10 protein-coding genes are annotated in these 11,352 nt (G+C 64.6%); 5 read left to right on the forward strand and 5 right to left on the reverse strand.

Annotated elements, in window-relative coordinates; all coding sequences use genetic code 11:
• Nucleotides 1-13: 13 nt before the first annotated feature.
• From GXH28_RS00085 to GXH28_RS00105, 5 genes are all read left to right on the forward strand, one after another.
• Nucleotides 14-718 carry a hypothetical protein gene (locus tag GXH28_RS00085; protein ID WP_169236963.1) on the forward strand — a complete coding sequence of 235 codons (705 nt, stop codon included), beginning with the start codon at nt 14-16 and terminating at the stop codon, nt 716-718.
• 11 nt (nt 719-729) lie between these two features.
• Nucleotides 730-2,013 carry an acyl-CoA dehydrogenase family protein gene (locus GXH28_RS00090; RefSeq protein ID WP_240550091.1) on the forward strand — a complete coding sequence of 428 codons (1,284 nt, stop codon included), beginning with the start codon at nt 730-732 and terminating at the stop codon, nt 2,011-2,013.
• Nucleotides 2,010-3,449: an aldehyde dehydrogenase family protein gene (locus GXH28_RS00095; protein WP_169236964.1), complete on the forward strand. Its 1,440-nt coding sequence runs from the start codon at nt 2,010-2,012 to the stop codon at nt 3,447-3,449. The genes GXH28_RS00090 and GXH28_RS00095 overlap by 4 nt, the downstream gene beginning before the upstream one ends.
• Nucleotides 3,450-3,615: 166 nt before the next feature.
• Complete coding sequence (locus GXH28_RS00100; protein ID WP_169236965.1) at nt 3,616-4,650, forward strand: hypothetical protein; 1,035 nt, start codon at nt 3,616-3,618, stop codon at nt 4,648-4,650.
• Nucleotides 4,651-4,669: 19 nt separating this feature from the next.
• Entirely contained in the window at nt 4,670-5,428 is a 759-nt protein-coding gene (locus GXH28_RS00105; RefSeq protein WP_169236966.1) for a hypothetical protein, read from the forward strand.
• A 143-nt stretch (nt 5,429-5,571) separates the two neighbouring features.
• Here the strand turns inward: GXH28_RS00105 and GXH28_RS00110 are convergent, their stop codons facing one another.
• The 5 genes from GXH28_RS00110 to gcvH form a co-directional block, all read right to left on the reverse strand.
• A complete protein-coding gene (locus GXH28_RS00110) occupies nt 5,572-7,134 on the reverse strand; it encodes an NAD-dependent epimerase/dehydratase family protein (protein ID WP_169236967.1) in 1,563 nt (520 codons plus the stop codon).
• Between the two features lie 55 nt (nt 7,135-7,189).
• Nucleotides 7,190-8,167, reverse strand: coding sequence for a cobalamin-binding protein (locus tag GXH28_RS00115; protein WP_169236968.1), 978 nt, complete (start codon nt 8,165-8,167; stop codon nt 7,190-7,192).
• Nucleotides 8,168-8,254: 87 nt separating this feature from the next.
• Entirely contained in the window at nt 8,255-9,376 is a 1,122-nt protein-coding gene (locus tag GXH28_RS00120) for a Gfo/Idh/MocA family protein (RefSeq protein ID WP_169236969.1), read from the reverse strand.
• A gap of 85 nt (nt 9,377-9,461) precedes the next feature.
• Entirely contained in the window at nt 9,462-10,784 is a 1,323-nt protein-coding gene (gene gcvPA / locus GXH28_RS00125) for an aminomethyl-transferring glycine dehydrogenase subunit GcvPA (RefSeq protein ID WP_169236970.1), read from the reverse strand.
• A gap of 3 nt (nt 10,785-10,787) precedes the next feature.
• Nucleotides 10,788-11,183 (reverse strand): glycine cleavage system protein GcvH, encoded by a 396-nt coding sequence (gcvH, locus tag GXH28_RS00130; RefSeq protein ID WP_169236971.1) that lies wholly within the window; start codon nt 11,181-11,183, stop codon nt 10,788-10,790.
• Between the last annotated feature and the right edge of the window lie 169 nt (nt 11,184-11,352).

An 11,352-nucleotide genomic window follows, 5' to 3' on the forward strand; every position in this document is an offset into this window, starting at 1 on the left:
ACAGGAGGAAAGCATGTTCACACTCATCCACATCGTGTTTGGCGTGGCGCAACTTGCGCTGGCCGTCGTTGGCGCGCGGCATTGGCTGGCCCATCGTTCGTCGTATGGCCTGATTGCCATCTTGGTGATCGCCGCGCTGGTGTATGACAACTTCGCCATCGCCGCCGGGGCCTTGCTGGGCGAAGGGGATGCGCTGAAGGCCGTCAATACGCCGCGCTACATCTTTCACTCTCTGCTCACGCCGCTGCTGATCATCTTTGCTTGCGGCGTGGCGCGGCGCGCCGACCTGCGCTGGTCGCGGGGCAAGGGGGTGCATGCGGCGTTTTGTATCCTGGCCACGGCGCTGGTGGCCTATAGCGCGTATGTGGATGTGATCAACCTACGGCTGGAGCCGGCGCGCTTTCAGGACACGCTGCGCTATTCCAACGAATTCTCGCTGCTGAAAGGCCCGCCCCTGCCGTCGTTCACCGCGATGATCGTGCTGGTGGGGGTGGGTGTGATGGTGTGGGTTCGGGCGCGCTGGCCCTGGCTGTTTGCGGGCGCGCTGGCTGTGCTCATCTTGGCCGGCGCCGGTGCGCGCGCGATCACGGTGGCTAACCTGGGTGAGGTGTTCTTGAGCGCGGCGCTCGTCGCGACGCTGATCGCTATGGATGGCCGCATTCCCCAGGCGGCCCGCGCGCGCGCGTTGCAGCGCGCTTCGACTGCCGCTACTGCATAGCCGTTCCGCCTATGGCTGACACATCGGATCGCTTGACCGGCGCGCGGTTGGTCGAGCGCATGACCGAACGCGAACGCGAGCACGCGCGCCGCGTGGAGCAGGTGTTGCCGGTGCTGCGCGCCAATGCCGAGCAGGCCGACCGCGACGCGCGCTTCCAAATGGATAACCTGCGCGCGATTCGCGACGCCGGCTTGCTCGGCCTGATCGTGCCGGAGCGTTACGGCGGGTTGGGCGGCACGCTGCGCGACCTGTGCGCCGCTACCTTCGCCATGGGCACGGCCTGCCCCTCGACCGCGCTGGCCTATTTCTTTCACTGCACCAGCGCCTCGCGCGGGCTGCTGCCGTTGGAGGCCATCGAAGCCGGCCTGTACACGACCGAGGAGGCGCCGGTGGTGCGCGCGTTTGCCGAAAAGCTGCTGCGCAAGATGGGCGAGCGGCGCATGTGGCTGGCCAATTTCGCCAGCGAGAGCGGCAAGACCGAAGGCGCCAACGTCACCATTTCGACCGAGGCGACGCCGGTAGCGGGCGGCTGGCGACTGAACGGCGTCAAGTCGTTCGGTTGCGCCACCGGCGTGGCCGACGAATACCTGGTCACGGCAAAGTTGGCCGGCAGCGCCGACGTGGACGGCTTGGCGCTGTTCTTCGTCCCGCGCGACGCCGAGGGCGTGTCGCCGCGCGCGCCGTGGCAGCCCATCGGCATGCGCGCCACCGCCACCGATGGCATCGTCCTCAAGGATGTGTTCGTGCCGTCGGATGAGGCGTTGACCATCCCCGGCGCGTTTGCCCGCGCTACGCAGATGTCGCGCGGCACTTGGGTGGGCAACCAAGTCGCCATCGCGGCGGTCTATCTGGGGGTTGCACAGGCTTGCTACGACCACACCATCCAGGCGTTGCTTGACTTCAAATTCCAAGATACCGGTCGCAGCATTGCCACCAGCCCGATGCACCAGGAACTGATCGGCCACATGGCGGTGGACCTCGAGACCGGCTACCTATGGTTGCGCCGGCAGTTGGAGCTGGAGACCGCCGAACCGCCGCTCAAGCCGAAAGCCGAAGTCGCCAGGCAGTGGCGCATGTGCAAGGGTCAAGTGTGCGAGGCGGCTTTCCGCGTGGCCGTCAACGCCTTCAAAGCGAGCGGCACCAGCGGCAGCACCAACAGCGGCGTGGTGGCCCGGGCGTTGCGCGATCTCAGCATGGGGCTGGTGCAGGCCTTTCCCGCCGAGCGCGGGCGCTTGGAAGTGGCCCGGATGATCGTCGAGGGAAGCGGGTACCATGGACTGGACGTGAAGCGATGAGACAACTTCCACCTCTGGTTGATCTGATTGATGGCCAGACCAGCGCGCCGGAAGTGGCGCTGGGCGCTTGGCTCGAAGATCCCAACACCGGCGAACGCCTGCAAGCGCAGATGGCGACCAGCGCGGCTCAGCTTGAGCGCGCGCTGGCTGCCGCGTGGCGCGTGCATGAGCAGGGCACCTGGGCGCGCTTGCCGGCCGATGAGCGCGCCGGTTATCTGGCCGCGATGAGCGCCGAGTTGGATAAGCGCAAAGCGCGCATCGCCGAGCTCGAGGCGCTCACCACCGGCGCGGTGATCCGCCTGACCACTATGCTCGGTGTCATTACGACCGGCGCGTGGCTGCTGGCCATCGAACAGATGAAAACCACAGGCGCGACCGGCTTCATGGATGGCCCGAACGGGCATACAGTCGAGATCCACCGTTTGCCATGGGGGCCGGCGCTGGCGTTGGTGCCGTGGAACGCGCCTGCGCCGATGGCTGCGCACAAAGTCGCCAATGCGCTTGCCGCCGGATGCCCAACCATCCTCAAGCCAAGCGAATGGGCGCCGCATGGCTGCGACGTGTTCGTTGAGGCGGCCCAGGCTGCCAAGTTGCCGCCTGGCGTATTCCAGGTGGTGCATGGCGGGCCGGCCGTGGGCGGCGCCTTGGTCAAGGACCGACGCATCCGTGCGGTGAGCTACACCGGTGGCGTCGCCGGCGGTCGAGCGATCGCGCATGCTTGCGCCGAGGACTTTAAGCCCGCGCAACTCGAGCTGGGCGGGAACAACCCGATGGTGGTGTTGGAAGACGCCGATTTGGACTTGGCTGCTCAGGGCGTCGTGAATCTGCTTATCTCGCTGAATGGCCAGTGGTGCCGCGCGCTGGGACGCTTGATTGTCCATGAGCGCATCGTCAACGATCTGCTGGCCCGGGCGCTCGACCGACTCAGCCGCGTCCGCTTGGGCGATTCGCTCTCGCCGGAAAGCGACATGGGGCCGCTGATTCACTCGCAGCACAAGGCGAAGGTCGAGGCGCAGCTCCAGGCGCTAATTGAGCGAGGTGGGCAGGCCCATCACAGCACACCTCTGCCCGACCTCTCCGGCCACTTCCTGGCGCCGACGCTGGTGACCGGTGTGCGCGCCGAGGATGCGACCGAGGAGATCTTTGGGCCGGTCGCCACCGTCCACACTTTCGCCACCGAAGACGAAGCGCTGAGGCTGGCGAACGGTACGCCCTATGGCCTGGAAGCCTATGTGTTCACCCGCGACGAGGCGTGCGGGTTGGCCTTGGGGCGGCGCATCCATGCCGGCGGGGTGAAGGTGAACGGCAGCAGCATGCTCAGTCTAAACCTGTTTGCTCCCCGGCCGGCTTGGGGCTGGAGTGGCTTCGCCGAAGAAGGCACGATCGAGACTTTCCGCTTCTTCTGCGGCACGCGCGTGGTGGGCGCAGAGGGGTAAACGGGGGATTTCTGACGAGGGGTAGGCACAGACATAGCCTGCGCCTACCCCTGTCTTGTTCCTGCAGAGAAATGCCTCCGCGAGGCGGCCGGCAGTGTCATTCCGCGTCGTTGAACCGTATCATCTTACACTGCGCCGCGCGTCAGGGCGGTGCTATATTCTTCGCATGTCGCCGCTGCCCGACGTTCTGAAGGTAGAACTTCGCATCGAGGTCAACGATCAACCGCTGGTCGTCAACGTGCAGGTGCAAGGGGAAGGGGAACGTGCGCGCCGCGCTGCGGCCGAGTTATCGGCGGTGATTGCCGCCGCGCTGGCTGCAGCGCATCAGCCGACCGACTCCACCATTGCGCCCACGGGCGACGCGGCATCCCGCTTGGCGCAGCCCGCCGTGGGGTTAGCCGCGCAAGCCCTGCCGGAGGCGCCGGCGTCCGCTGCCATCGCCAACGCTTCCCAGAACGAGACCGCCGATGCGACGCGCGCGCCGCGTGCCGATGCCTCAAGTCCGTCGCTGCTCGTGGGCCAAATGCAACGCTATCGCGCGCAGATCAGCCTCGGCATGGGTGGATTGTTGCTCGCGCTGGCCGTGCTGGTGCCGGCGGTGGTCCCGCCCGATCAGCGTCGCGAGGTGTTGATCATGACCATCCTGTTTGGGTTGACGGGCGCACTGTTGTTGTTCACGGCGATGTTGCCTGGACAGGGGCGGCAAGCGGCGTTTGCGGATGCGGCGCCGGCGTCCAGGCTGTCTGCATCGCCGGCGACGAAAGGGGAGGCCACGGTTGCGCGGTTTCGCTTGTCGGCTAAACGCCGGACGCCGCTGAAAGCCGGATGGGGGATCGCCCTCGGCGCGGCGTTCGTGTTGCTGGGCATCCTGGCGCCATTTACGCTTGGCGCAACAACGGCGGACGAGCGCTTCGTGATCATGCTTGGCTTTGCGCCGATCACGGTCATAGGCTTCTTCCTGATCGCGATATTCGGTCGTGGCCTTGTCGCCGGGCGATTCCCGCGGCGCGCTGCTGCACAGCCCCAGCCCGCGATCCGGCCATCGAGCGCGCCGGCAGCTAAGCGCCCGCCGGTGGCGCGCGTGCCGCAGACGTTCGAGTACCGCGCTATCGTGCCGGCGGCGATCATCGGCTTGCTGGTAGTGATGATCGCTGTCGTGGGTTTGGTGATCTACGCTGCCGCCGCATCGGCGCTGCGATAGCGGCATGGATTCGGTTGCCATGAGTTTGAACTTCATCATCGGTTTTTTGACGGCAGTTGTTTCCGGCGTCTTCGCGGCTCTGGTGCTGAACCGTTACCGCCTGCGCGGCGGGACGCATCTGTTGGTGTGGGGATTGGGCCTGGGGCTGTATTTCATCGGCGGCCTGACCGAGACCTGGTTGAACTTTGGCTGGAATGCGCTCGCCTTCCGGCTGTGGTATTGGTCTGGCGCGTTGATGGTGGCGCCGGTGCTGGGGCAGGGTACGTTGCACTTGCTCGTGCGAAAGCCGTATATCGCCGACATCCTTTCCATCGTCGTCGGCATCGTCGCGTTCGTCAGCTTGGTGTGGATGCTTTCGCTGCCGCTCGATGCGTCGAAGTTCATACCGGGGGCCGACGTGGGCAAGTTCCTCACCGAGAGCTATCGCGCCATCTTGCCGGATACGCCGGTGCGGCGCATCTTGCCGCCGGTGTTGAACGCCTATGGCACAATCTTGCTGGTGGGTGGCGCCGTCTATTCGGCCTATCTCTTCCTGCGCAAGCAAATCCTGCCCAATCGGGTAATCGGCAATATCTTCATCGCCATGGGAGGGTTGCTGCCGGCGCTGGGCGGCGCGATCATCAAATTGGCCGAGACGACGCCGGCGCTGAGTGAGGTCGGCTCGGCGCTGAAATACCTGGGCATCTTCCTGGGCGTGGTGTTCCTGTTCATCGGCTTCCAACTAGCGACGATGGGCGCGCCGCAGCCACGACCCAGGGTGGCAAAGTCCGCCGTTTAAGGACGAGGCGCCGGCGACATGTGCAGCCGCAGGCGGCTGCCTCGTCCGGAGTCGCCCACGCCGAGTGGCGATGCGGGTTGCTCTGGATAATGCTTGTTGCGCCTCTCGGTCATCGTTGCGGCAGTGAGCCCGACTTGTGGCGGTTATGCCATCTTGCGCCCGGCGGCGTAGTGCGCTTCCAGCGTATCGCGCGGTCGCCAGCCTAACAACCGTTTAGCCTTGTCGTTGCGGAACACGCCGTGGGGGAGGTCGGCGCCGATGTGGAAATATTCAAACGGCGCCGGCAGCTCGCCTACTTCGAGCGCGCAGCGGATCGCCCGCGCGGCGTCTCCCCACGAAATGGTCAACGGGTGAATCCGTGAGCCATAGAGCGTGGTCGGTTCAACGAACTGGCAGAAGGTGAGCGTCGGCACGACCAGCCCGTAGTGCTCCGCGAAGATGCGGCAGATCTCCTGGCCGAAGTATTTGCTCATCAAGTAGACCCAGTCTTTGCCGGGGCGCGGCGGCACGTCGTCCACGATGTCGTGATCCCAGTCGTAGCCGGTGCGGTCGTGCGCGCCGAGCATAAACGGGCCGGTGTGCACAACGCGCGGGATGCCATGTGCGACGGCAGCGCGCATCACGTTGTACGCGCCGATGGTGTTCACCAAGAAGGCATCCGTCGGATCGTTGCGCAGCACAGTGCAGTTGATGATCGCATCCACGCCTTCGCAAGCGGCCATGACTTGAGCAGGATCGCGTATATCCATCACCCGCCAGGTGTGGGGAGGCTGAGGGGCTTCCGGCATCGGCGCGCCGGGGGACTGTGGCTGGCCCGTTGCCAAAATCTCCTCAACCGGCTTGAGGTCGGCAAGGCGCAGGATGTAGTCGGGCGCCAGCTCGCGCGTTGTGGCTGCGGCTAGCGGCCCGCCCGCGCCGAGCAGCGCCACCTTGCGGATGGCTGGCCGCGGCGAGATCGGTGATGGGCGCGTGGGCGGCGCGCTGGCGCGCGATGCGGCGTGTCCGGCGAAGTTGCGCCGGGGGGCGAAAGCGAATTCCTCCGGAGTCCGCGTGAACTGAAAGCGCGCGCGGGGGTCGGCGGAGGGCACATGGACGATGAACCAGCCGTCTGTGGGGTGTGTTAATGCCGCCTGGATTGCGGCGACGGCGTCGTCGGCATGTACCCACATCGGGTCGAACGGTTGGCCGGCGGTGGCGGCGTCGTCCACCACCTGACCGAGGCGCAGGCAGACGGCTGAGATGCGCGTGGAGCGGGTCATCTCGCGCACGCCTAATTCGGCCAACCAGGCGCACAGGTCGTCGAGGTGCGGCGTAGGGCGCGGCCGCCATCCCTCGTCTGCGCGAAACTGAGCCGGCGTATCGGCAAACAGCGCCAGCGCGCTGCCCAGCACAACGCGCCTAGCGCCGGACTTCGCCGCAGCGTCCATCAATTGGAATGTGCCGCGCGTGGCATGGTCGAGCGATGCCTCATCGCGCTCCAGCCGAGTGTAGAGCGGCGCGAGATGAATCACGTCGGCGACGCCATCGCAAATGGCCTGCGTGAAGGCCAAATCGCGCAGGTCGCCGGTGCGCCCCTCGACTCCTTCGGGAAGCGCGCGATCGAGCTGTAGGTCCACTGCGCGGATGCGTCGTGTGTGGCGCAGGGCTGCGATGGCGTGATGCGCCAGGAGGCTGTCGGCGCCGGTGATCAAAAGCAGGTCGTTCATCCGATGCGGAATGATAGGTGAACGGCCAGAAAGGGCAAGCGCAGCGGAATAAGCGTTAGCGCGTCGGATGCCAGCTTGGAATGAAGTCGTTCACGCGCAGCGCGTGAGCCGGACCAGGCGCCGGCCAGCGGTTGGGATGCAGTAGGCCGGCCAGGATTTCCACGCCGTCCACGACGCGCGGGCCGGGCCGGCTGAAGTATGACGTGGCGTCCACGGCGTAGAGCTGCCACAGGTAGGTCGCCGGTAGGTCGCGCCAGATCTCGTGCGCAGCAGCGTTTTGAAACTCGCGCACGCTGCCGGCCAGGTCGAAGCCGCAGGGCATGGCGATCACGCACTCGGCCTGCGTGCGCGCCACATCCTCCCAAGCGCAGCGGAAGCTGGGCTTGCCTTTGCGGCCGAGCACTGGATTGCCGCCGGCGATTTCGATCTGCTCCGGCACCCAGTGGCCGGGAGCGAACGGTGGGTCGAGCCATTCCAGCGCGGCGACGGTCGGGCGATGGACGATGCCGGCCAGCGCCTCGCGCACGCGCTCCAGCCGGTCGCGCAACGCTTGCACGCGCGCCTTGGCCACAGCGTTTGTACCCGTCAGCTCGCCGACGGTGAGGATGGTCTGGAAGATCCCCTCGATATCGGTTGGCTCCAGCGAGACGACTTGCGCCGAGCCTTCCCACTTGTGGCTGAGGTCGCGCACGACGGCGCGCACCGTGGCGTAGGACACGGCGCACACATCGCACAACTCCTGGGTCAGGATGAGGTCGGGCTTAGCGGCGTCGAGCCGATCGGTGTGTAGGCCGTAGAGGCTGAGGCCGTCGCGCAGGCGTTGCGATACGCGCGCATCTATCTCTGCGCTGGTCAGCGCGGGGTTGATCGTACCATCGTCGCCGGTGACGCCGATGCTGCTGTAGGTCATCACCGGCACATCGGCGACTTCGGGCGGGTAGTCGCACTCGTGGCTGCGGCCGACCAGCGAATCGCGCAGGCCGAGCAGGCATACAATTTCTGTTGCGCTGGGCAAAAGGGAGACGATGCGCATGTTTTGGATTTGCGATTGATGGACTGAGATAGAGATTAGAGATTGGAGATTGGAGATTGGAGATTGGAGATTGGAGATTAGAGATTGTCAGTCATCACCACGGAATTCTGGACTCTGGACTCTGGACTCTGGACTCTCAATTCTTACCTCTCGCCCGTCCTGCGATGAGCGATAGATGGCGTCTATGATTTGCAGGCCGATCAGGCCGTGCTCGCCGGGCGATTCCGGCTCAGCGCCGCTCAGCACGCAATCCACGAAGTGATGCACAGCGATGCGATGGCCGCTGACGCCGACCGGCAGGCGCGGCACGATCGTTGCCGGCTGATCGTTGACGAGTTTATACATCACCACGGTCTCGTTGTTCGGCGCGCCGGTGTAGAAATTGGCGCCGGCCTCGCTGCCAAACAGCCTCACGTAAAAGCCGTCTTGTAGCGGCTCGCGATGTGATGCCCATGCCGACTCGAACTGCAGCACGGCGCCGTTGGCGAAGCGCACGAAGCCGAGGCCCATGTCGTCCACGTCGAAGTGGGCTGGCTTGACATCGCGCGGTTTGGTCTTCTGCCCGCGCGGGCCGAACTCGGCAAACGTGGCGCCGCTTACCGCGACTGGCCGTGGATAGCCCATCAGCCACAGCGCCAGGTCGAGCACGTGCACGCCCAGGTCAATCAACGCGCCGCCGCCGGCGCGCTCCTTCTGTGTGAACCACTGACCGTGCGTCGGGATCCATCCCTCGCGCAGCCAGCCCGCCTTGGCCGCGTAGATGTGGCCGAAGTCGCCGGCGCGGATCTCGCCTTTCAACCAGACGATCTCCGGGCGATAGCGATGGTTGTAACACACCATCAGCGTCTTGTGCGCAGCGCGCGCGGCCTCGATCATGCGCCGGCCGGCTTCAACCGACACGGCGAGCGGCTTCTCGCACAGCACATGCTTGCCGTGGGCAAACGCTTCCAAGGCGACCGGCTCGTGCAGCCAGTTGGGCAGGGCGATGCTGATGGCGTCTATCTCGCTCGAATTCAATACCTGGCGATAGTCGGTGAAGCGGCGCGACTCCGGGATGTTGAACCGGTCGCCGCGTTCCTTCAGGACGGCCGGGTTAATGTCGCAGATCGCGGCCAGCTCACAGTTCGGGTGGGTCTGGTAGCCCTCGATGTGGTTCCAACCCACGCCCACGCCGATGACTGCAGCGCGAAGTTTTGATGAAGGCGTCATAGTCGTGTGTTCTACAGCCCACTCCCGACTTTCCCACTCCCTACTTCCGCACTGGGGAGTTGGGAGTCGGTGTATACGTCTAGGCTCAAGTCAATGCTGCCATGGCATCTATCAGCGCGTCTATCTCCTCGCGCGTGTTCGTCTCGGTGCAGCACAGCAGCATGTGATCTTGTAGCTCAGGGTAGTCCTGACCCAAGTCGTAGCCGCCGATGATGTCATGCTCATCGAGCAGATAGTCGTTGATCTCCTTCACCGGCGCGGGGCAGGCCACGACGAACTCGTTGAAGAAGGGTTTGTCCATCCAGACGTGCCAGCCGTCCAACTTGCCGATTTGGTCGGCGGCGTAGTGCGCTTTCTGGTAGCACAGGTTCGCGACTTGGCGCAAGCCTTGCTTGCCCATCGCGCTCATATAGACGCAGGCGGCCAGCGCCATCAGCCCCTGGTTGGTGCAAATGTTGCTCGTGGCTTTCTCCCGGCGAATGTCCTGCTCGCGCGTCTTGAGCGTGAGCACATACCCCCGCCGGCCTTCGCGATCTACCGTCTCGCCGACGATCCGGCCGGGGATGCGGCGCATGAATTCGCGGCGGGTGCAGAAGAAGCCGAGATATGGCCCGCCAAAGCTCAGCGGAATGCCGAGTGGCTGGCCCTCCCCGGTGACAACATCTGCGCCATACTCGGCCGGCGGTTTGAACAAGCCGAGGGAGATCGGATGGGTCACAACGACAAATAGTGCGCCGGCGGCGTGGATGCGGTCGGCCAGGCCGGTGACCTGCTCGAACTGACCGAAGAAGTTCGGATTCTGAATGCACACGCAAGCGGTGTTCAGGTCAATCGAGTCGGTCAGGGTTGGCAGGTCGCCCTCGATGATCTCGATGTTAGGGTGAAACTGGGTGTAGGTTCGGAGCACCTGGCGGTAATGCGGGTGAACGGCGCGCGAGATGAGCACCTTGCGACGCTGGGTGATGGCCATGCTCATCAACACGGCTTCGGCAAACGCCGTCGCGCCGTCGTAATGGGAGGCCGTGCTGATTTCCATGCCGGTCAACGCGCTCATCATGCTTTGGAACTCGAAGATGGCCTGTAGCGTGCCCTGGCTGACTTCCGGCTGATAAGGCGTATAGGCGGTGAAGAACTCGCCGCGCCGGATGATGTGGTCCACCAGGCTGGGGATGTAGTGGTTGTAGGCGCCGGCGCCGAGGAAGCAAGCGTGATGGTTCACGTCGGCGTTCGCGTCGGCCAGCGCCCCCAGCTCCCACATCACCTCCATCTCAGTCACGGCCTCGGGCAGATCGAGCCGGGGAAAGCGGAACTTCTCAGGGATCGCCTGGAACAGGTCTTCGATGCGCTCGACGCCGATGCGCGCGAGCATCTCGCGGCGCTCGTCGTCGGTGTGCGGGATGTAGTGCATGTTCTATTTTTCGGTCTCGTTCAGCAGTCGCGCGTAAGCGTCTGCGTCGAGCAGGTTGTTGAACTCGGCCATGTCGTCGGGCTTAATGCGGATCATCCAGCCACGCTGATACGGGTCTTGGTTGATGATCTCCGGCTTGCTTTCGAGCTGGGTGTTCACCGCGGTAATTGTGCCGCTGACAGGCATATAAACGTCAGAGGCGGCTTTGACGGATTCCACCACGCCGAATGCCTCGCCGGCTTTGTACGTTGCGCCGACGCGCGGCAGTTCCACATAGACTAAATCGTTCATCGCCGATTGCGCATGGTCACTGATGCCGCATACGATCTCATCGCCCTCGATGCGCGCCCACTCGTGAGTTCTTAGATAGCGCGCGGACGGATCAATTTTGGATGCCATGTTGTCTTTTCTCAGTGCATGAGGAGTTGTGTCTAGCTTGGCGCTGCGATGCGGGAGCCTGCGTGCTATGATGCTCGCCGCGCTCAAATAATACCAAAGCCGATGACTGTGCTAGAGTTCTATACCGCCCTGATTATGGTGATGGGGCCGTTTATCACTTTGCTTCGTT

It is taken from the genome of Candidatus Roseilinea sp. NK_OTU-006 (assembly GCF_012931985.1).
In the GTDB taxonomy this organism is placed as follows: Bacteria; Chloroflexota; Anaerolineae; order J036; family Brachytrichaceae; genus JAAFGM01.

Coding starts and splice junctions, on each gene's coding strand:
- GXH28_RS00085 (WP_169236963.1), top strand. CDS start 14: ATGTTCACACTCATCCACATCGTGTTTGGCGTGGCGCAACTTGCGCTG.
- GXH28_RS00090 (WP_240550091.1), top strand. CDS start 730: ATGGCTGACACATCGGATCGCTTGACCGGCGCGCGGTTGGTCGAGCGC.
- GXH28_RS00095 (WP_169236964.1), top strand. CDS start 2,010: ATGAGACAACTTCCACCTCTGGTTGATCTGATTGATGGCCAGACCAGC.
- GXH28_RS00100 (WP_169236965.1), top strand. CDS start 3,616: ATGTCGCCGCTGCCCGACGTTCTGAAGGTAGAACTTCGCATCGAGGTC.
- GXH28_RS00105 (WP_169236966.1), top strand. CDS start 4,670: ATGAGTTTGAACTTCATCATCGGTTTTTTGACGGCAGTTGTTTCCGGC.
- GXH28_RS00110 (WP_169236967.1), bottom strand. CDS start 7,134: ATGAACGACCTGCTTTTGATCACCGGCGCCGACAGCCTCCTGGCGCAT.
- GXH28_RS00115 (WP_169236968.1), bottom strand. CDS start 8,167: ATGCGCATCGTCTCCCTTTTGCCCAGCGCAACAGAAATTGTATGCCTG.
- GXH28_RS00120 (WP_169236969.1), bottom strand. CDS start 9,376: ATGACGCCTTCATCAAAACTTCGCGCTGCAGTCATCGGCGTGGGCGTG.
- gcvPA (WP_169236970.1), bottom strand. CDS start 10,784: ATGCACTACATCCCGCACACCGACGACGAGCGCCGCGAGATGCTCGCG.
- gcvH (WP_169236971.1), bottom strand. CDS start 11,183: ATGGCATCCAAAATTGATCCGTCCGCGCGCTATCTAAGAACTCACGAG.